The following is a 20,604-nucleotide window of genomic DNA, read 5'->3' as shown; positions in this document are numbered from 1 at the left end:
CGTCAGCCCAACCTTTCCTTGCGGCCGAGCAGGCCCTGGGGCCGTACCAGCAGGATCACGATCAGCGCGACGAGGGCGCTGGCGTACTTGAGGTCGCTCGGGACGCCGAACAGGGTCGACACCTCGACGGCGAGACCGACGATGATCGAGCCGATCAGCGCGCCGATGGCCGAGCCGAGGCCGCCGAGCGTGATGGCGCAGAAGATGAGCAGCAGCATCTGCATGCCCATGTCCCACTTCACGCCAGGGCGGAAGTACGCCCACAGGATGCCGGAGATCGCGGCGAGGACGCCGGCGAGGATCCACACGATGCGGATGACCTTGTCGACGTCGATGCCGGATGCAGCAGCCAGCTGCGGGTTGTCGGAGATCGCCCGGGTGGCCTTGCCGACCCTCGTGCGCGTCAGGAAGAACGCGACGCCGAGGATGACGAGCAGGCTGACACCCATGCCGATCATGTCGATGTACGACAGCGAGATCGGGCCGAGCTTGATCGGAGTCGGGCTGGACCCCGGCAGCTGATACGTGCCGCCGCCGATCATGAACTGCAGCGCGTAGCGCAACGCCAGGGAGAGGCCGATGCTGACGATCATGAGCTGCACCACGCCGAGTCCACGGCGCCGCAGCGGACGCCAGAGACCGGCATCCAGACCCCACCCGAGCAGGCCGCCGGCGATGATGGCGGCGATGATGCCGAGCCACATCGGCAGCTGCCAGAACGAGCTGACCAGCAGCGCGACGACCGCACCCCAGGTGACCATCTCGCCGTGCGCGAAGTTCGACAGCTTCGTCGTGCCGTAGATGAGCGCGGCGCCCATCGAGGCGAGTCCGAGCAGCAGGCCGAAGTTCAGCCCGCCGACAGTCCTGGACAGCAACTGGTCCAGGAACGACGTCGTCTCGCGGACGCCCTCGCCGAGGAACAGGTTGACGATCTTCGTCCCGGTGAGTCCGAACTCGACCTCGAACGACGCCGTCGTGCCGGAGATCGGCTGCATGCCCTCCGGCAGCTGCGTCGCGTCCACGATCACGCCGTCGGGGAGCGAGTCCTCATCGACGGTGAGCGTGTAAGTCGCGGCCTCGGGGACGTAGAGACGCCATTTGCCCTCGGCATCCGTCTCGGTGTCGGCTTCGAAGCCCTCGCCCTCGACGGACATCGTGACGTCGGCGACGGGATCGTCGTCGAACGTGATGACTCCGGCGAGATAGAAGTCGGTGATCTCCTGGCCGTCGTCGGTCTCCTCTGCTGAGGCGGGTGACGGCGGCTGGAGCGCCAGGAAGGCGAAAGCGAGGAGCGTCCCGACCAGGGCGATCGCCCATCGGATTCCGCTCCGCTTCGCCGAGATCATCGGACTCACAGAACCTCCCGTCCAGTACACAGGCCAAGACGGAGTTGTTCATCGGCCCTGATGTACGACGGTATGAGCGTAGTGTGTCGATTCTGTTTCAGCCAATGCACGATCTGCTCACGATCCGCGCTCGCGCGCGGGAATAGTACGCGAGTCGGCGGCGCTTAGAATTGGTACACCCGCGCCGCTCCCCGCCACCCCCCAGGAGGATCATCCATGGACCAGCACGACCCGTTCGGTTTCGTCGGCCTCACCTATGACGACGTGCTGCTCCTGCCGGGGCACACCGACGTCATCCCGAGCGAGGCGGACACCTCCTCGCGGATCACGCGTCGCATCTCGGTCGCGACGCCGCTGCTGTCGAGCGCCATGGACACCGTCACGGAGTCTCGCATGGCCATCGCGATGGCACGCGAGGGCGGCATCGGCATCCTGCACCGCAACCTCTCGATCGCCGATCAGGCCGCGCACGTCGACCGCGTCAAGCGCAGCGAGTCGGGCATGATCACCGACCCGATCACCACGACCCCGGACGCGACCGTCGAAGAGGTCGACTCCCTCTGTGCGCGCTACCGCATCTCGGGTCTGCCCGTCGTCGACCCCGACGGCAAGCTCGTCGGCATCATCACCAACCGCGACATGCGCTTCGTCTCCGGTTTCGAGCGTCAGACGACGTTCGTGAAGGACGTCATGACCAGCGAGGCGCTCGTCACCGCACCGGTCGGCGTCGCCGCCGGCGAGGTCATCGCGCTGTTCGCGAAGCACCGCGTCGAGAAGCTGCCGCTCATCGATGACGACGGCAAGCTCGCGGGTCTCATCACGATCAAGGACTTCGACAAGAGCGAGAAGTACCCCCTCGCCACCAAGGACGACCAGGGACGGCTGCGCGTCGGCGCAGCGATCGGCTTCTTCGGCGACGCGTGGGAGCGCGCCGAGGCGCTGCGGGATGCCGGGGTCGACCTGCTCGTGGTCGACACCGCGAACGGACAGTCGCAGGGCGTCGTCGATCTGATCCGTCGCCTGAAGGCGGACGCTTCGTTCGAGCACATCGACATCATCGGCGGGAACATCGCGACCCGTGAGGGCGCACAGGCGCTCATCGATGCCGGAGCCGACGCCGTGAAGGTCGGCGTCGGTCCCGGATCCATCTGCACCACCCGCGTCGTCGCCGGCGTCGGCGTTCCGCAGGTCACTGCGGTCTACGAGGCGTCGCTGGCGGCGCGCCCCGCCGGCATCCCGGTGATCGCCGACGGCGGTCTGCAGTACTCCGGCGACATCGCCAAGGCGCTCGTCGCCGGTGCGGATGCGGTCATGCTCGGCTCGCTGCTGGCCGGAACCGACGAGTCACCGGGCGAGATCGTCTTCCAGAGCGGCAAGCAGTTCAAGCAGTACCGGGGGATGGGCTCGCTCGGTGCCATGCAGACCCGCGGCAAGCAGACCTCGTACTCGAAGGACCGCTACTTCCAGGCTGATGTGCCCAGCGACGACAAGCTCATCCCCGAGGGCATCGAGGGCCAGGTCCCGTACCGCGGCCCACTCGGCGCCGTCGCGTACCAGCTCATCGGTGGCCTGCGTCAGTCGATGTTCTACGTCGGCGCGCGCACGATCGAAGAGCTCAAAACCCGCGGCAAGTTCGTCCGCATCACACCGGCGGGGCTCAAGGAATCTCACCCGCACGACGTGCAGATCGTCGTCGAGGCGCCCAACTACAAGCGCTGACCCGAACGGCCGGATGCCTCGGCATCCGGCCGTCCGTCTGTCGAGGTGGTCCGCACGAACGCGTCGCAACGGCGTCGAGCGACCGTCTCACGGGCGCCACTAGAGTGAGCGCATGGATTCACCGGGGAGTTCGGCGCTGACCAGGAGCCAGGTCGCCCGCTACGCGATCGGCTCGCTCGGCACCGGCGGTTTCGCCACGTTGCCGGGGCTCGTCCTCGTCTACTACCTCACCGATTCGCTCGGCGTCACGGCGCTCGCAGCCGGCGCGATCGTCACGGCTGCGAAGGCCTGGGACGTCCTGATCGACCCGGTGATCGGCGGACTCAGCGACCGCTCCTACGCGCAGGCCGGGTCGCGACGTCGATTCATGATCCTCGGGGGTATCGGCCTGCCGATCGCGTTCGTGCTCACGTTCGCGGTCCCCGGCGGGCTCGGGCCGGTCACGTCCGGAGTGTGGGTGCTGATCGCCTTCATGCTCGCGGCGACGTGCTTCAGCCTGTTCCAGGTTCCGTACATCGCCCTGCCGGCCGAACTCACCGACAGCTACCACGAACGCACCAGGCTGCTCACCTGGCGCGTGGTGGTGCTGACCACCGCGATCCTGCTGTTCGGCGCCGGTGGACCAGAGCTGCGCGGTCTGTTCCCGGACGATCCGCTACGCGGGTACCTCGTGATGGCGCTGGTCGCGGGCGTCGTCCTGGCCGTCGGGATGCTGGTGTCGGCATCCGTGGCGCCGCAGCGGCCACCGCTTCCGGTCGTCGCCGGCATGTCGATCGGCGCGCACTATCGCGCCGGCATCCGCGTGCTCCGCGAGAGCCAGCCGTTCCGGGCGCTGCTGTCGGCGTTCATGCTGCAGGGGCTCGCGACCGGTCTGATGCTGGCATCGGCCCAGTACGTCGCGCGGTGGATCCTCCAGGACGAGGGAGCCGTCACGCCGCTGTTCGCGTCGCTGATCGCCCCCGCGCTGCTGATGGCTCCGGTCTGGAAGGGCATCGCCGATCGCGTGGGCAAGGAACGCGCTTTTCGGATGGCGAGTCTGATCTTCCTGCTCTCGACCCTCGCACTCGTGGTGATGATCTGGGTGCCCGGCTGGTGGATCCTCGCCCCGGTGGCGCTCGCCGGCGCGGCGTACGCCGGCATGCAGACGCTGCCGATGGCCATGCTGCCCGACGTCATCGCGCACGATCGCTCCGCGCACTCCGGGACGAATCGGTCAGGCGTGTTCAGCGGGGTCTGGACGGCGGGGGAGACGACGGGGATGGCCCTCGGGGCAGCCGTGCTCTCGGTCGTGCTCGCGACCACCGGCTACCTCGAGTCCACGGCGGGCGTGGCGATGGACCAACCCGCCGCGGCCGTCGATGGCATCGCCGTCGCGTTCAGCATCCTGCCCGCAGCTCTGATGGCGCTGAGCCTCGTCGTGCTCGCGCGCTACCGGCTGCGTGAACGCGACATCGCGGGGACGGCGGCATGAGCGGCGGCATCCTGGGCCGGCTGCGCGACCTCCGGGCGCTCGACGCTCCGACACACGGCGGGCACGTCCTGGCGTATGTCTACGACTCGGGGATGCCGGAGCTGGACGAGCTGGCAGATGCCGCGGCATCCCTCGCCCGTCCGGTGAACGGTCTCGACCCCACCGTCTTCCCGTCCGTCGCGGCGATGGAGCGCGACCTCCTCGGCTTCGTGCGCCGAGCAGTGCACGGAGGACGCGACGTCACAGGTTCCGTGACCAGCGGGGGAACCGAGAGCTGCCTGCTGGCGGTGAAGACGGCGCGCGACCTGTGGCGCACTGAGCATCCGGATGCCGCGGCCCAGGGGACGCGACCACGCCTGCTCGCGCCATCCACGGCCCACGCGGCGTTCCAAAAGGCGGCACGGCTGTTCGACCTGGAGTTCGACCCGGTGCCGTGCGCTCCCGACGGGACCGTTGCGGCGGCGGATCTGATCGCGAGGATGGGCGACGACGTCGCGCTCGTCGTCGTGTCGGCGCCCGCGTATCCGAGCGGTGCACTCGATCCGGTCGGCGCGGTCGCCGCGGCGGCGAAGGTCCGCGGCATCCGGTGCCACGTCGACGCCTGCTTCGGGGGACTCGTGCTGCCATGGTGGCGGGACGCAGCGCCGTGGGACTTCCGCCTTCCCGGTGTGACGAGCCTGTCGGCGGACCTTCACAAGTTCGGGTACGCGCCGAAGGGCGTCTCGGTGCTGCTGCACCGGGGCAGGCGCCAGCACCGGGCCCAGTTCTTCGCCACGACTCGGTGGCCCGGCTACCCCGTCGTGAATGCGACGCTGCTCGGGTCGAGGTCCGCGTCCCCGCTGGCGGCGGCCTGGGCGATCGTGCAGCGGTTGGGCGACGACGGATTCGCGGAGCTGACCGCGTCGATCGAGCGCGTCGCTGCCGGCATCAGAGACGAGGTCGCGCGCATCCCTGGGCTGGTGGTGATGGGGGATCCGGTCGGTCCGGCGATCACCCTCGTCGCGGACGTCGCCGCTCCGATCGACGTCCGCGTGGATCCGCATCGGCTCGCGGACGAGCTGGCCGACCACGGCTGGCGGATCCAGCATCAACCGGGGTTCGTGCAGAGCGACGGCACCCGCCTGCCGCGCAGTGCACATCTCACCCTGACCCCGGTGCTCGAGCGTCGCCTGAAGGATTTCCGGCGTGCGTTGACCCACGCAGCCGACGCCGTGCGAGGGCGCCGTCCGGCGGACGGCCGATGGATGGCCGGGGCGGTGCGCACGCTCGGATACGCTGCCGATCGCGTGCCGGGACCTGCAGCATCCTGGCGTCTGCTGCGACTGGCCGGCGCCGGCCGGGTGACGCAGGGTCAGCCGATGTCGACCCTGATGGCATTGATCGAGGAACTCCCGGCACCCGTCGCCGAGGCGCTGCTCGCCGAGCTGCTGGCGCGGATGTCGGAGCCGCGCTGACCCGGATGGTGATAGCCTGGTCGGCTTGCTGTGCGACGGTCGCGGTGGGCGGAAGGACGACCCACCGTGGGCTACATCGACGTCTCGGCGATCTCACTCACCCTGCCGGATGGCAGACCGCTGCTCGATGAGGCGACGTTCCGCGTCGGCGCCGGCTCGACCAGCGCGCTGATCGGGCCGAACGGCGCAGGCAAGACGACGCTGCTGCGCATCATCCGCGGCGATGCCGCCGCCGACTCCGGCGCCGTCACCATCGACGGCGGCCTCGGCGTCATGGATCAGTTCATCGGTCACGGCGAGGCAGGTCAGACGGTGCAGGATCTGCTGACGCGGGTGGCCCCGCGTCGCATCCGCGCCGCCGCCGAGACACTGGAATCGGCGGAGAACGCGCTCATCGAACGCGACGAGCACGACACCCAGATGGCGTACGCCGCGGCGATCGCCGAGTACGCCGATGCGGGCGGGTACGAGCACGAGACGGTGTGGGACCAGTGCACCATCGCCGCTCTCGGCGTGCCGTACGAACGCGCCAGATACCGCGAGCTCGTCACGCTGTCCGGCGGCGAGCAGAAGCGGCTCGCCCTCGAGGCGCTGCTGCGGGGCCCGGACGACGTGCTGCTGCTGGACGAGCCGGACAACTACCTGGACGTCCCGGCCAAGCGCTGGCTGGAGGAGCAGCTGCGGCAGACCCCGAAGACGGTGCTGCTCGTGTCGCACGACCGGGAGCTGCTCGCGAGAGCGGCCGACCGGATCATCACGCTCGAACCCGGTGGCGCCGGCGCGACCGCATGGGTGCACGGCGGCGGTTTCGCCACGTATCACCAGGCGCGCGAGGACCGGATGGATCGCCTGGACGAGCTGCGGCGTCGCTGGGACGAGCAGCACGAGAAGCTGCGCACCCTCGTCGCGACGCTCAAGGTGAAGGCCGAGGCGAACGACGGCTTCGCATCACGGTATCGGGCGGCGCAGACCCGGCTGCGCAAGTTCGAGGAGGCCGGGCCGCCCGAAGAGCGTCCACCGGCGCAGGACTTCGACATGCGGCTGCGGGGAGCGCGCACCGGCAAGCGCGCCGTGATCGCCGAGCGGCTGGAGCTGACCGGCCTCATGCGACCGTTCGACGCTGAGATCTGGTTCGGGGACCGCATCGGTGTGCTCGGATCGAACGGGTCGGGCAAGTCGCACTTCCTCCGTCTGCTCGCCAGAGGAGGCACCGACCCTGATCCGACGCTCGGGCACGTCACGTCGACGGGCGAGCTGGTGGCGGAGGTGCCGCACACGGGCCGCGCGATCCTCGGCGCCCGAGTGGTGCCAGGGCTGTTCGCGCAGACGCACGCGCATCCTGAGTTCGTCGGCCGCACGCTGCTCGAGATCCTGCACCGCGGCGACGATCGACGCCAGGGTCTGCCTCGGGATGCCGCCAGCAGCGCCCTGGACCGCTACGGACTCGTCCGGCAGGCGCAGCAGAGCTTCGACTCGCTGTCCGGTGGCCAGCAGGCGCGGTTCCAGGTGCTGCTGCTGGAGCTCTCCGGGGCGACGCTGCTGCTGCTCGACGAGCCGACGGACAACCTGGATCTGGAATCCGCCGAGGCGCTGGAGGACGCGCTGACGCGCTTCGACGGGACGGTCCTGGCGGTGACACACGATCGCTGGTTCGCGCGGTCGTTCGATCGATTCCTCGTATTCGGATCGGACGGAGAGGTGTACGCGGCCGACGAGCCGGTGTGGGATGAGCGCCGCGTGGCTCGAACCCGCTGAGCCACTCGGTCAGGCGAGACGGAACGGCCAGGCGGCGCGCGCCGTCTGGTCGAGCGCGAGATCGGCCAGCACGGCGCCGACGCCGGGCGCGAACTTGAAGCCGTGTCCCGAGAAGCCGGCGCCGATCACGAACCGCCCTCGCCGGTCGAGCACGAAATCGCTGTCGTCGGTCGACGTGTACGTGCAGCTCAGATGCACCGCGGAGTCGGCGTCGAGCCCCGGCATCCACTCGCGCACATACGAGCGGAGCGCGTCCGCATGCGTCGTGCGGTGCGGACGGTCGTCGGGGTCGACCTCGTCGCCGACCTGGTGGAAGCCCACTTTGACGCCCTCGCCAGGCGTGGGCATGCCGTAGACCGTGGCGGGGTAGTCGCTCGGTGCGACGTAGTGGTTGAAGGACGGCCACGCGGTATCCGTCACGGGCTGGAAGTGCGCCGGCGTCTCCTCCGTGACACGCAGCCGCGGCAGCCCGATGCCGCCGAGCAGAGTCGAGGTCCATGCACCGGCCGTCACGATCACGGTGTCCGCGCGCAGGGTCGTCCCGTCCGCCAGGGCGAGCAGAGCGCTCGCCGGATCCTGACCAATGCGTTCGACAGGGGTCTCCCATCGGACCGTGCCGCCGCCGGCGACGATCCGCCGCTCCAGCTCGCGGAGGGTGTCGGCGGCGCGGATGACTCCGGCATCCGCCGACCACAGCACGTCCGACGCGAAGCGCATCCCCGGCCACCGCCGCTGCGCCTCCGCCGCCGTGAGCAGGTCGGCCGGGATGCCGCGGCGCGCGAGTCCCGCCTGTACCGCAGCGATGTCGACGTCGCCGTGGGTGACCAGGCCGTGCAGGCGCAGCAGCGGGGCGCCGTCCACGGTGCCGAGCGCCTCCCAGCCGGCGCGCGAACGCTCCAGCAGGTCGAGGTAGTGATCCTCGGTATAGGCGTCGTTGAAGTTGCGGGTGGCGCCGTGGGATGCGCCCTGCGTGTGACCGCGCGCGAAACGCTCCAGGACGACCGGTCGGAGACCGCGGCGCACGAGCTCCCACGCCGTCGCCAGCCCCATGACGCCGCCGCCCACGACGGCGACGTCCACGGCATCCTGCGCCATCCCGAACCTCCCGATCCCGACCAGTCTCTCAGCTGCGGTCGCCCCGGGTAGGCTGGAGGGGTGACCATGGACATCGAACTCGGCCGAGGCAAGCGCGCGCGTCGCGCGTACACGTTCGACGACATCGCGGTGGTGCCGTCGCGGCGCACGCGCAACCCGGAGGACGTCTCGACGGCCTGGACGATCGACGCCTACGGCTTCGACATCCCCGTGCTCGGCGCGCCGATGGACTCCGTCGTGAGCCCGGCGACGGCGATCAAGCTGGGCCAGCTCGGTGGTCTGGGCGTGCTCGACCTCGAGGGTCTGTGGACCCGTTACGAGAACCCCGAGCCTCTGCTCGCCGAGATCGCGGGTCTCGCACCCGCCGAGGCGACGCAGCGCATGCAGCAGCTGTACAGCGAGCCCATCAAGCCCGAGCTGATCAAGGCGCGTCTCGCCGAGATCCGCGCAGGCGGCGTGACGGTGGCCGGTTCCCTGACGCCGCAGCGCACGCAGGAGCTGTACGAGACGGTGGTCGCCGCCGGTGTCGATCTGTTCGTCATCCGCGGCACGACGGTGTCGGCTGAGCACGTCTCGAGTGCCGCCGAACCGCTGAACCTGAAGAAGTTCATCTACGACCTCGACGTCCCCGTGATCGTCGGAGGGGCTGCGACCTACACCGCGGCCCTGCACCTCATGCGCACCGGCGCGGCCGGTGTGCTCGTCGGCTTCGGTGGGGGAGCGGCGTCCACGACGCGCGCGACTCTCGGCATCCACGCGCCGATGGCGACCGCGGTCTCCGATGTCGCCGCCGCTCGGCGCGACTACCTCGACGAGTCGGGCGGGCGTTACGTCCACGTGATCGCCGACGGCGGTGTGGGCACCTCGGGCGACATCGTCAAGGCGCTCGCGATGGGCGCGGATGCCGTGATGCTCGGCGTCGCACTCGCTCGCGCGACGGACGCTCCAGGTCGCGGCTTCCACTGGGGGCCCGAGGCGCACCACCCCAAGCTGCCCCGCGGCCGCCGCGTCGCCGTCGACGGCATCGCGCCGCTCGAGGAGATCCTGTTCGGCCCTGCGCCCGTCGCGGACGGCACCGCGAACCTCATCGGTGCGCTGCGCAAGTCCATGGCCACGACCGGATACTCCGACCTCAAGGAGTTCCAGCGCGTCGAGGTCGTGCTGGCCCCGTACGAGCAGGTCTGAGCATCCGCCTGCCGTGACGACACCAGAGGTCTTCCCGCCGACGCTGCGCGAGGTGATGCTGCGTCCGCGCTGGATCGGCGTCCTCGCGCTGTGCCTGGTCGTCGCCGGTGTCTTCGCGTTCCTCGGCCAGTGGCAGCTCGGCCGCGCGATCGAGACAGATCCGCCCCCCGCCGGCGTGACGGAGCAGGTCCGTGCCCTGGATGACGTCGTCGCGCCGGGCGAGTATCTGCCGGAGCCGTACGTCGGTCAGCGCACCGAGGCGACGGGCAGCTGGATCGGCGGCGACTTCCTCGTCGTCTCGTCCCGCTACAACGACGACGTCGAGGGGTACTGGGTCACCGGCCAGTTGCGCGTGGGCGATCGCGTCTCGATCGCCGTCGCGCTGGGCTGGGCCCAGGAACGTGAAGACGCGGATGCCGCGGTCGCAGCCCTCGAGCAGAGCGCCGCCGGCACCGAGGCCACGATCAGCGGGCGACTCATCTCGGACGAGGGCGTGCAGGTCCCACCGGCCGATGACCCGCAGCGCATGGACCGGATGTCGCCGGCAGCGCTGCTGGGCCACTGGCACGATGCAGAGCAGCTCGCGGTCTACCGGCCCTACCTCGCGAGCTTCGACGCTCCGGACGGGCTCGTGGACATCTCCTCCTCGCCGCCGGACGAGCTGTCGCCGGTGAACTGGCTGAACGTGTTCTACGCGGCCGAGTGGGCGATCTTCGCGGGCTTCGCGTTCTACATCTGGTACCGCCTGGCGAAGGATGCCTGGGAGCGCGAGGTCGAGGATCTCGAGGATGCGGCAGCCGCGGCATCCTGAGCCCGTCGAGCGCGCATCCGAGCAGGCGGTAATGCGCATCTGAGCGTCTTCGCGGCGATTCGATGAGCGAGCGGTGACCATTCGGCGAACACCGTTGCTCCTGTCCCCGGCCCTCCGTATGCTCCCGAATATGTGTGTGCGCTGAGAGCGCACACGGACGGTGGATTCACGAGAGCCGCCGCACCACCCGATCGAGGAGACAGCAACGATGATGCCAGCCCCCGATGCCGGGAACCGAACGGTTCCGGCGTCCTTCCGCAGCAGGGGGCGCGTCAGCGTCCTCGCCGTAACCTGTGTCGCCGCCCTGGGCGCCGGCGCCCTGGTCGCGACACCCGCCTTCGCGAACACGACCGGGACGGGGGTCGTCATCAACGAGGCGTACCTTTCCGGTGGCAGCGCAGGGGCGCTGTTCACGAACAAGTTCGTGGAGCTCTACAACCCCACCTCCGAGCCGGTCTCCCTCGACGGACTCTCCCTGCAGTACCGCTCGGCGACCGGGACCGCGGCCTTCAACGGCGTCGTCCCCCTCACGGGCACGATTCCCGCCGGCGGCCACTACCTCGTGCAGGGCGGCAGCAACGGCGCGAACGGTCAGGCGCTGCCGACCGCGGATGCCGTCGGCAACCTGAACCCGAGCGGCACCAACGGGACGCTCGCACTCGTCGAGGGCACCGCCGCGGTCACCCTCGCGCCCGGGTCGATCACGGGCACGGCGGGAGTCGTCGACCTGCTCGGATACGGCACCTCGAACACATTCGAGACGGCAGCGGCCACCCCGCCGGCCGGCAACACCGACGTCAAGTCGCTGAACCGGACGAACGCCGCCGACACCGACGACAACAGCGCGGACTTCACGCTGTCCGCGACGATCACCCCGCAGAACTCCGGCGGCACAGGGCCCGAAGAGCCCGAGGAACCGGAAGAGCCCACCGCGGTCTCGATCGCCGAGGTGCAGGGTTCCGGCGACGTCTCGCCGTTGGCCGGCCAGAACGTCACGGTCTCCGGCGTCGTGACCGGCGACTACCGCACGGGCGGCTACAAGGGCGTCACGATCCAGACCCAGGGCTCGGGCGGCGACACCGACGCGACCCCCGGAGCTTCGGACGGCGTCTTCGTCTACCTGAACGCCCTCGCACCGACGCTCGCCATCGGCGACCTCGTGTCGGTCACGGGAACGGTCAGTGAGTACTTCGGCCAGACGCAGATCAACCCGGCAGCGGCATCCGACGTCTCGGTCGTCACCGCCGCTGCGGGGGTGCCCGCTCAGACTCCGCTCGCCGACACGGTCACCGGCGCCGATCGCGAGGCCTTCGAGAACATGCTCGTCGCGCCGACCGGGTCGTACCTGGTCGCCTCCAGCCACCAGCTCTACAACTACGGGACCCTGTGGCTGAACCCGGGTGAGCTCAACGTCAAGAGCACCGAGACCACCCGCCCCGGCGACGCGGCGAACGCGATCGCCGCCGAGAACCGCGCCGAGCGCATCCTCCTGGACGACGGATGGTCGTCGCAGGTCACCAGCAACGCCCACCCAGGACAGCAGCCGTACTTCACGGCCGACACCGTGGTGCGCAACGGCGACGCGGTCGACTTCGCGGACGCCGGGTACGTGCTGCAGTACGGCTTCGACGACTGGCGACTGCAGCCGGTCGTGCCGATCGACGACACCAGCGACGCGGGCTACAAGGCCGGATTCACGGCGCAGAACCCGCGCACGGACGCGGCCCCCGAGGTCGGCGGCGACGTGCAGGTCGGCGCGTTCAACGTCTACAACTACTTCACGACGCTCTCCGGCGAGAATCCGGACGCGCGTGGAGCGGAGACGGCAGAGGAGTTCGCGATCCAGAAGTCGAAGATCGTCACGGCGATCAACGCACTGGACGCCGAGGTCGTGTCGCTGATGGAGATCGAGAACTCGATCCACTTCGGCAAGCCGGCCGACGCCGCGCTGAGCGACCTCGTCGACGGTCTCAACGCCGATGCGGGCTCCGAGGTGTGGGCGTTCGTGCCCACCCCCGCCGCTCTGCTGCAGACCGAGACCGACGTCATCACGAACGCGATCATCTACAAGAAGGATGCCGTCACACCGGTGGGCGACAGCGCCACCATCATCGACGAGACGGTGTGGGACAACGCGCGCGAGCCCGTCGCGCAGACCTTCGACGTGGACGGCAAGCTCGTCTCGGTCGTCGCGAACCACTTCAAGTCGAAGTCGCCGCCGTCCGGTGGCGGGGCCGAGCCTGCCGACGGCCAGGGCTTCTTCAACGCCGACCGCATCGCGCAGGCGCAGTCCCTGCTGGCGTTCACCGAGACGCTCGCCGAGACCAGTGGAAGCGACGACATCCTGCTGCTCGGCGACTTCAACGCGTACGGCCAGGAGGACCCGATCGACGTGTTCGCCCAGGCCGGCTGGACCGACCTGGTTCCGGCGCAGGCCGCAGGCCACTACACGTACACGTTCGACGGTGAGCTCGGGTCACTCGACCACGCGATCGCGTCCCCGTCGCTGACCGAGTCCGTCACGGGCACGGGTGTCTGGGCGATCAACTCGCCGGAGTGGAGCGACCGCGGCTACGCGTTCGGCGCCGCCGAGGCGGGGACCCCGTACCGCTCCAGCGACCACGATCCGATCGTCGTGGGCATCTCGAGCGAGATCCCGCCCGTGTCGATCGACATCGTCACGATCAACGACTTCCACGGTCGGATCGAGGCCGACGGCGCCGCAGCGGGTGCGGCCGTGCTCGCCGGGGCCGTGCAGCAGCTGCGCGACGGCAACCCGAACACGCTCTTCACGGCGAACGGCGACCTCGTCGGCGCATCGACGTTCACGTCGTTCATCCAGGACGACAACCCGACGATCGACGCGCTCAACCTGGCGGGACTCCAGGTGAGCTCGACGGGCAACCACGAGTACGACCAGGGTTGGGCCGACCTGTCTGAACGGATCGAGGCGCGCGCCGACTGGCCGTACCTCGCCGCGAACGTCTACCTCGCCGGTACGGACGAGCACGCCCTCGAGCCGTCCTGGGTCACCGAGGTCGACGGCGTGGACGTCGGATTCATCGGCGCCGTCACGGAGGACCTTCCGACGCTCGTGTCGCCGGACGCGATCTCCGAGCTCGAGGTGCGCGACATCGCGGACTCCGTCAACGCGGAAGCCGCGGCGCTGACCGACGGCGACCAGGCCAACGGCGAGGCGGACGTCATCATCCTCCTCGTGCACGAGGGCGCGGCGTCGACGGAGCCGGCGGAGTTCGAGCCCGGCACCCCGCTCGGCGACATCCTCGCCGGCGTCGGCCCGGAGGTCGACGCCATCTCGACCGGCCACACGCACGGCGCGTACAGCGAGGTCATCGATGGCCGGCCCGTGTTCCAGGCCGGGCAGTACGGCGAGAACTTCGCGTTGACGAGCATCGAGGTCGATCCGGAGACCAAGGAGCTCCTCTCGATCGAGAACGAGATCAAGCCGCTCACCGAGGCGGGCAAGGCCCTGTACCCCGCTGACCCCGAGGTCCAGGCGATCGTCGACGCGGCCAAGGCCGAGGCCGACGTGCTCGGCGCCGAGAAGGTCGGGGAGATCACGGCCGACTTCAACCGGGCACGTCAGACCAACGGCTCCGAGAACCGGGGTGGCGAGTCCACGATCGGGAACTTCGTGGCCGACGTCCACAAGTGGGCGACCGGCGCGGACGTGGCGCTGATGAACCCGGGCGGGATCCGCGCGAACCTCGCGTACGCGAGCGCGGGCCAGAACGACCCCGACGGCAACGTGACGTTCCGTGAGGCGGCGACGGTACAGCCGTTCGCCAACACGCTCGTCACGCTCGAGCTCACCGGCGCGCAGCTGGAGAGCGTGCTCGAGGAGCAGTGGCAGCCGGCCGGCGCGAGCCGTCCGTTCCTGAAGCTCGGCGTCTCGGAAGGGCTCGTGTACACCTACGACCCGACCGCCGCGGCCGGTGAGCGGATCACCTCGATCACGCTCGACGGCACGGCGATCGACCCGGACGCGACGTACGTCGTCGCGGCGAACTCCTTCCTCGCGGCCGGCGGAGACAACTTCGCCAGCTTCCGGGAGGGCGTGAACAAGAAGGACACCGGCAAGGTGGACCTCGCCTCGACGGTCGAGTGGTTCGACGCCAACGGCACCGCGACGCCTGATCTCGCGCAGCGCGCGGTCGGCGTGACGCTGAGCCCCGCCGATGCGGACGGCTACACCGCGGGTGACCAGGTGACGATCGCGCTCTCCTCGCTGAACTTCAGCGCCGGCGAGGCGAACGGTGCCGAGGTGGCCGTGTCGCTGGGGGAGACGGTTCTCGCGTCCGGCCAGATCGATCCGACCATCGTCGACACGACCGACGAGGTCGGCCGCGCCAGCCTGTCGTTCACGGTGCCGGATGGGGTGTTCGGCGAGCAGTCGCTCACGGTCGCGGTCACCAGTACGGGCACGACCGTGCAGGTGCCGTTCACGATCGCGGGCTCCGAGCCGGTGGAGTTCACCGGCACCATCGAGGTTCCGAAGAAGGTCGCCGCAGGCAAGAAGCTCAGCATCACGGGTGCCGACTTCGAACCGGGCGAGACGGTCACCGTCCGCCTGCAGCCCAAGAAGGGCTCGGCGATCGAGCTCGGCGAGGTCGTGGTGGGCGAGAACGGCTCATTCCAGGCATCCGTCACGGTGCCGAAGAACACCCACCCCGGCAAGTACAGCGTCGAGGTCGCGCAGGCCGACGGCGACACGGCGTCCGCGACGGTCGGCGTCAACCGCGGCGGCGGAGTGCGAGATGTCCTGGACTGGCTCTGGGATCTGATCACGGGCTGGTTCTGATCCGCTGAAACGGGACGAAGGCCGTCGGGAGCGATCCCGGCGGCCTTCGTCGTGCTCTGATCATGCGGCCCAGACGAAGCCATCCGGGTCTGTGGCCCCGGCGCTGGTCCCGTTGATCACCAGGCGATGCGAACCGCCGCCGTCGCTCGCGATGCCTGCCGACTTCGCGAGAGCGGCACGCTTGTAGAGGCCCAGACCGATCGAGCCTTCCGGTGTGTCGAAATCCACGTAACTGCCGAAGCTCTTCTTCACCGAGAAGCCCTGGTCGGTGTAGAAGTGCTTGCTCTCAGCGACGTTCTCGGTGCCCAGCAGCAGCACGATGTTCTCGATCGCCCGGCCCGCGGGCTTCGTGTCCTTCTTGCTCGACGTCGCGATGTTCCACACGGTGCCGTCCGGAGCCTGCACGGAGCCGCCGAAACCCCAGAGCGATTTCGCGGCCGGCTTGAGGACCATAGCGCCGGCAGTGATCGCTTCGTCCAGCAGCAATCGGGCATCCGCGGGTTGGGCGACGATCAGTGAAACGGTGAATCCGCGGAACCCGGTGGTCGCGGCATCCGATTCACGCAGGCGAAGGCGGTCGCCGAGGCCGAAGACACGGGAGTAGAAGCTCTGAGCCCCCGCGAGGTCGGCGACTTCGAGGGTGAGGGAGTCGATGCTGTTCATGTCCATCACGCTACGAGCGGCGTTCGGGGCGCGCTTCTCGATTCCTGACCGACTCTGCGGTCCGCTGCGCACGCCAGGAGGGCCGTCCGCGCCCGGTAGACTGGACGCCATGCCCGAACCGAAAGCCGCCTCCTTCCCGAAGATCCGTGGGGCGCTGAAGTTCTACCAGGTCGCGTCGATCATCACGGGCGTCATGCTGCTGCTGCTTCTGGGGGAGATGATCCTGAAGTACAGCCCCACCCACGTCGAGCTCTTCGCCGGCGGGTCGGGCGGCTTCCTCTGGTTCGCACCGGTCATCGTCGGCGACGGCTGCCAGTGGTATTCGCTGTTCGTGCCCGGCGGGATGGGCTGCGACCTCGAATCGACCGGGCAGACGGCCGGCGGGCTGAACCTGTCGCTGTTCGTCCTCGTGGCGCACGGCTGGTTCTATGTCGTGTACCTGTTCGCCTGCTTCCGTGTGTGGAGCCTGATGCGCTGGCCGTTCGGTCGCTTCATCATGCTCGCGCTCGGCGGCATCGTGCCGCTGCTGTCGTTCTTCATGGAGGCCAAGGTCTCCCGTGAGGTGAAGACCTATCTCGCTTCCCGCGAGGCCGCGATCGCGGCCGACGCATCCGACCACACCACCCAGGAGGCCGCGCGATGAGCGCTGACACCGCCCAGCGTCCCGTGCTCGTCGTCGACTTCGGCGCCCAGTACGCCCAGCTGATCGCCCGCCGCGTCCGCGAAGCCGGCGTCTACAGCGAGATCGTCCCGCACACCGTCTCCGCCGCAGACATCGCGGCGCAGAATCCCGTTGCGCTGATCCTCTCGGGCGGCCCGTCCTCGGTGTACGAAGAGGGGGCGCCGTCGCTCGACGGCGGGATCTTCGACCTCGGCATCCCGACGCTCGGCATCTGCTACGGCTTCCAGGTCATGGCCCGCGCTCTGGGCGGCGAGGTCGCGAACACAGGCCTGCGCGAGTACGGTGCGACGGATGCCGCGCTCACCGGCGACGGGGGAGTGCTGCTCGGCGGGCAGCCGGACACGCAGAACGTCTGGATGAGCCATGGCGACCAGGTCGCGCGCGCGCCGGAGGGCTTCGAGGTTCTGGCATCCACCGAGGCGACGCCCGTCGCGGCGTTCGGAAGCGCCGAGAAGTGCTTCTACGGCGTGCAGTGGCATCCCGAGGTCAAGCACTCCGATCACGGCCAGGAGGTCATCGAGAACTTCCTGCACAAGGCCGCTGGTCTCGCCGCTGATTGGAACAGCGACAACGTCATCGAGGAGCAGGTCGCGCGCATCCGCGAGCAGGTCGGCTCCGCCCGTGTCATCTCCGCCCTCTCCGGTGGTGTCGACTCGGCCGTCTCGACCGCTCTCGTGCACAAGGCGATCGGCGACCAGCTGACGGCGGTCTTCGTCGACCACGGACTGCTGCGCAAGGGCGAGCGCGAACAGGTCGAGCAGGACTACGTCGCCTCGACCGGCGTGCGTCTGATCACGGTGGATGCGGCGGACACGTTCCTCGGACACCTCGCGGGCGTCACCGACCCGGAGCAGAAGCGCAAGATCATCGGCCGCGAGTTCATCCGCGCGTTCGAGAAGGTGCAGCGCGAGCTCGTCGAGGAGGCCAAGGCCTCCGGCGAACCGGTGAAGTTCCTGGTGCAGGGCACGCTCTACCCGGACGTGGTCGAATCCGGCGGCGGCACCGGCACCGCGAACATCAAGTCGCACCACAACGTCGGCGGGCTTCCGGAAGACCTCGACTTCGAACTCATCGAGCCGCTGCGCACCCTGTTCAAGGACGAGGTCCGCGCGATCGGCCGCGAGCTCGGTCTGCCGGAGGCGATCGTCGGACGACAGCCGTTTCCGGGGCCAGGCCTCGGCATCCGCATCGTGGGCGAGGTCACCGCTGACCGCCTCGAGATCCTGCGTGACGCCGACGCCATCGCCCGCGAGGAGCTGACCAAGGCGGGGCTCGACCAGGAGATCTGGCAGTGCCCCGTCGTGCTGCTCGCCGATGTCCGCTCGGTCGGTGTCCAGGGCGACGGCCGCACCTACGGCCACCCGATCGTGCTGCGTCCGGTCTCCAGCGAGGACGCCATGACGGCCGACTGGACGCGCCTGCCCTATGACGTGCTCTCGAAGATCTCCAACCGCATCACGAACGAGGTGCGCGAGGTCAACCGGGTCGTGCTCGACGTCACGTCCAAGCCCCCGGGGACCATCGAGTGGGAGTGATCTGAGCACAGGAGCGGATGCCTCGGCATCCGCTCCTGTGTCGTTTGCGGGTCTCTCCGATCACGGCGGTCAGGCGGATGCCGCGACGATCAGAACCGGCGCCCGCCGGACCGCCCGGAGGAGCGGCTCCCGCCGGACGACCGGCTGCTGGACGAGCGAGAAGAACCGCCCCACGACGTGCGCGACGAGGAGCGCGAAGAGCCTCCCCACCCGGAAGAGCTGCCGCCGCCACCGTTGCCGCCGAACGCGCCGGACAGCGCGCCGAGCACGACGCCGCCGAGAACGAACATCACGATCAGCCCAGGCGCACCGTCGGAGAGGCCCACGCTGCTGAAGAATCCGACCACGCCACCGCTGATCCCGCCCAGCACCGCCTTGCCTCCGGTGCCCTCATCATCGTCGTAAGCGTATGAACGCCGCCACGCTGACCGCGTGCCGGAGTCGGAGGACGGCGGGTCGTACATGATCGCCCGGTTCTCGGAGGGCGACGCGGAACGGACGAACCGGCGACTCTCCGACGCGACCGGCGAGCCGACGAGGCTCTGCACCTGCTCCGCGGCGGCCAGCGCTGATGCCGCACGCAGCTCGACGTCCTCCGATTCAGTGGCGGCCGTCGCTTCGGCGAGCTGCCGCTGGGCGAAGTACAGACGCGTCAGCGGAAACGAGCTCACCTCACCCGACCGGGCCTGAACGGAGAGCTCGGCGGCGCGCACCGCGGCCTTCGCCCGCTCGAGGGTCGATCCGGTCTCGGCAGCCGGGGCGGCCGCTCGGGCGGCGAGAGCCTCCGCCTCGGCGCCGACCGCATCCTGCAGGTCCTTCGCCTCGGCGAGCAGCCGCTCGATCTCGTGCACGCTCTGCGAGATCGCGTCGGGCTTGCGCGCGTCCACCGCCTTCTGCAGCGCCTCGAGCTGCGCATCGGCCGCCCGCAGGCGACCCGTGATCTCAGCGGGGTTGTCGGCCACGCCGGCGAGCTCGGCCGCAGAGAACGCCGTCGCGAGAGCGGCGAGGCGCTCGGCGGCCACGCCGGCGAAGGCCGAAGCGGCCTCGCGCTCCGATCTCAGGCGCGCCAGTGTTTCCGCTGCCCCGTCCGCCAGAGCCCGGAGCGAGGCCAACGCGCGCTTGCGACCCTCGAGATCGTCATCCACCTGCCCGCACAACCGGATGATCGTGTCGGTCCAGGCGCGCGTCTCGTGCGGCTCGTCCTCATCGGCATCCTGCAGCTTCTCCAGGAGCTGGAACGCCTCCTGCAGGCGGACGCGGCAGGTGGCGAGCACGGCGACGAACTCGGCCGTGGACTCTTCTCCGAACTCCGCGGTCACGAAGCCGAGCTCCTGTTCGCTCGTGCGCACCGCCTCATCGGCCTGGACGAGAAGGCGCGCCGCCCGCTTCTTCTGGCCTTCGAGCGTGCGCAGTTCGGCGGCGCGAGCGGCCCGCCGTCGCAGGAACAGCACGAGCCGCGTGACGAGGAAGATGATCAGCGCCAGTGCGGCGATGCCGAGCACCCACACCCACCATGGCCACGGGACCTTCTCGAACTCATCCGCGACATAGTCGATCCCGCCCGCCCAGTCGTCGTCGGCGAGATGGTCGCTGCCGAGTCCGTCCTCGATCTCGAGCACGCGGCCTTCGGAGAGCGGCCCTGCCGCGGCTCCGCCGTCGCCGTACTCGGCGGAGATCGCGAGGCTGCGGCCGTCGGTCGCGATCGCCAGCAGATACTGATCCGCCGCGAGGTTGTTGCGCAGAGCGGTCTCGTCGGCCCAGGCGAGCGCGTTGACCGGGTCCTCGAAGTCGGGCACCAGGACGACGAAGAGCTCCGGCACGCCTTCGGTGGATGCGAGCTCACGCAGACGTTCTTCCAACCGGGCTTCATCCGCAGCGTCGAGCACGCCGGACACATCGGTGATGTACCCGGAATCGAGCTCCGGCGGCGTCTCGGCGTGCGCGGCGGCCCCGGATCCGATGATGAGAGTGCTGAGCAGCGCGGTCGTTCCCCAGCGCGCGAGTGGTCTCCGCTTCGTCACCCCCAGAGGCTATCGCGTCGGCGATCTCGAAGAATTTCGAAAGAA

At 69.6% G+C, this 20,604-nt stretch carries 13 protein-coding genes; 9 read left to right on the top strand and 4 right to left on the bottom strand.

Features of this window, described 5'->3' with window-relative positions; genetic code table 11:
* Positions 1-2 precede the first annotated feature (2 nt).
* On the bottom strand, positions 3-1,346 hold the full coding sequence (locus tag OED01_RS12020; RefSeq protein ID WP_264155517.1) for a branched-chain amino acid ABC transporter permease: 1,344 nt from the start codon (positions 1,344-1,346) through the stop codon (positions 3-5).
* Positions 1,347-1,562: 216 nt separating this feature from the next.
* Here OED01_RS12020 and guaB point away from each other — a divergent pair, with 216 nt between their 5' ends.
* From guaB to OED01_RS12000, 4 genes are all read left to right on the top strand, one after another.
* Positions 1,563-3,065, top strand: a complete 1,503-nt coding sequence (gene guaB, locus OED01_RS12015) for an IMP dehydrogenase (protein WP_264155516.1) — start codon at positions 1,563-1,565, stop codon at positions 3,063-3,065.
* Between the two features lie 112 nt (positions 3,066-3,177).
* Positions 3,178-4,536, top strand: coding sequence for an MFS transporter (locus OED01_RS12010; protein WP_264155515.1), 1,359 nt, complete (start codon positions 3,178-3,180; stop codon positions 4,534-4,536).
* Entirely contained in the window at positions 4,533-5,990 is a 1,458-nt protein-coding gene (locus OED01_RS12005) for a pyridoxal phosphate-dependent decarboxylase family protein (protein WP_264155514.1), read from the top strand. Before OED01_RS12010 ends, OED01_RS12005 begins: the two co-directional genes overlap by 4 nt.
* A gap of 66 nt (positions 5,991-6,056) precedes the next feature.
* Positions 6,057-7,745: an ABC-F family ATP-binding cassette domain-containing protein gene (locus OED01_RS12000; RefSeq protein ID WP_264155513.1), complete on the top strand. Its 1,689-nt coding sequence runs from the start codon at positions 6,057-6,059 to the stop codon at positions 7,743-7,745.
* Between the two features lie 9 nt (positions 7,746-7,754).
* On the opposite strand, the gene OED01_RS11995 is transcribed toward OED01_RS12000, so the two are convergent.
* The gene (locus OED01_RS11995; RefSeq protein WP_264155512.1) at positions 7,755-8,840 is read right to left on the bottom strand and encodes an FAD-dependent oxidoreductase; all 1,086 of its coding nucleotides are present in this window, start codon (positions 8,838-8,840) and stop codon (positions 7,755-7,757) included.
* A 66-nt stretch (positions 8,841-8,906) separates the two neighbouring features.
* Here OED01_RS11995 and OED01_RS11990 point away from each other — a divergent pair, with 66 nt between their 5' ends.
* From OED01_RS11990 to OED01_RS11980, 3 genes are all read left to right on the top strand, one after another.
* Complete coding sequence (locus tag OED01_RS11990; RefSeq protein ID WP_264157967.1) at positions 8,907-10,025, top strand: GuaB3 family IMP dehydrogenase-related protein; 1,119 nt, start codon at positions 8,907-8,909, stop codon at positions 10,023-10,025.
* A 55-nt stretch (positions 10,026-10,080) separates the two neighbouring features.
* Complete coding sequence (locus OED01_RS11985) at positions 10,081-10,836, top strand: SURF1 family protein (protein ID WP_264157966.1); 756 nt, start codon at positions 10,081-10,083, stop codon at positions 10,834-10,836.
* 208 nt (positions 10,837-11,044) lie between these two features.
* Positions 11,045-15,658, top strand: coding sequence for an ExeM/NucH family extracellular endonuclease (locus tag OED01_RS11980; protein WP_264155511.1), 4,614 nt, complete (start codon positions 11,045-11,047; stop codon positions 15,656-15,658).
* 60 nt (positions 15,659-15,718) lie between these two features.
* Here the strand turns inward: OED01_RS11980 and OED01_RS11975 are convergent, their stop codons facing one another.
* On the bottom strand, positions 15,719-16,321 hold the full coding sequence (locus OED01_RS11975; protein ID WP_264155510.1) for a VOC family protein: 603 nt from the start codon (positions 16,319-16,321) through the stop codon (positions 15,719-15,721).
* Positions 16,322-16,430: 109 nt separating this feature from the next.
* Between OED01_RS11975 and OED01_RS11970 the strand changes: the two genes are divergently transcribed.
* Positions 16,431-16,964, top strand: coding sequence for a DUF3817 domain-containing protein (locus tag OED01_RS11970; RefSeq protein ID WP_264155509.1), 534 nt, complete (start codon positions 16,431-16,433; stop codon positions 16,962-16,964).
* Positions 16,961-18,538, top strand: coding sequence for a glutamine-hydrolyzing GMP synthase (guaA, locus tag OED01_RS11965; RefSeq protein WP_264155508.1), 1,578 nt, complete (start codon positions 16,961-16,963; stop codon positions 18,536-18,538). Before OED01_RS11970 ends, guaA begins: the two co-directional genes overlap by 4 nt.
* 89 nt (positions 18,539-18,627) lie before the next feature.
* Here the strand turns inward: guaA and OED01_RS11960 are convergent, their stop codons facing one another.
* The gene (locus OED01_RS11960) at positions 18,628-20,559 is read right to left on the bottom strand and encodes a TPM domain-containing protein (protein WP_264155507.1); all 1,932 of its coding nucleotides are present in this window, start codon (positions 20,557-20,559) and stop codon (positions 18,628-18,630) included.
* Between the last annotated feature and the right edge of the window lie 45 nt (positions 20,560-20,604).

It is taken from the genome of Microbacterium sp. M28 (genome assembly GCF_025836995.1).
GTDB lineage: Bacteria > Actinomycetota > Actinomycetes > Actinomycetales > Microbacteriaceae > Microbacterium.
The sequence above is the reverse complement of the archived record's forward strand: the minus strand, read 5'-3'. Positions and strand labels throughout refer to the sequence as shown.

What these genes read in the sequence shown, in the direction of transcription:
- OED01_RS12020 (WP_264155517.1), bottom strand. Translation starts at nt 1,346, where the DNA reads ATGATCTCGGCGAAGCGGAGCGGAATCCGATGGGCGATCGCCCTGGTC.
- guaB (WP_264155516.1), top strand. Translation starts at nt 1,563, where the DNA reads ATGGACCAGCACGACCCGTTCGGTTTCGTCGGCCTCACCTATGACGAC.
- OED01_RS12010 (WP_264155515.1), top strand. Translation starts at nt 3,178, where the DNA reads ATGGATTCACCGGGGAGTTCGGCGCTGACCAGGAGCCAGGTCGCCCGC.
- OED01_RS12005 (WP_264155514.1), top strand. Translation starts at nt 4,533, where the DNA reads ATGAGCGGCGGCATCCTGGGCCGGCTGCGCGACCTCCGGGCGCTCGAC.
- OED01_RS11995 (WP_264155512.1), bottom strand. Translation starts at nt 8,840, where the DNA reads ATGGCGCAGGATGCCGTGGACGTCGCCGTCGTGGGCGGCGGCGTCATG.
- OED01_RS11990 (WP_264157967.1), top strand. Translation starts at nt 8,907, where the DNA reads ATGGACATCGAACTCGGCCGAGGCAAGCGCGCGCGTCGCGCGTACACG.
- OED01_RS11985 (WP_264157966.1), top strand. Translation starts at nt 10,081, where the DNA reads ATGCTGCGTCCGCGCTGGATCGGCGTCCTCGCGCTGTGCCTGGTCGTC.
- OED01_RS11980 (WP_264155511.1), top strand. Translation starts at nt 11,045, where the DNA reads ATGATGCCAGCCCCCGATGCCGGGAACCGAACGGTTCCGGCGTCCTTC.
- OED01_RS11975 (WP_264155510.1), bottom strand. Translation starts at nt 16,321, where the DNA reads ATGAACAGCATCGACTCCCTCACCCTCGAAGTCGCCGACCTCGCGGGG.
- OED01_RS11970 (WP_264155509.1), top strand. Translation starts at nt 16,431, where the DNA reads ATGCCCGAACCGAAAGCCGCCTCCTTCCCGAAGATCCGTGGGGCGCTG.
- guaA (WP_264155508.1), top strand. Translation starts at nt 16,961, where the DNA reads ATGAGCGCTGACACCGCCCAGCGTCCCGTGCTCGTCGTCGACTTCGGC.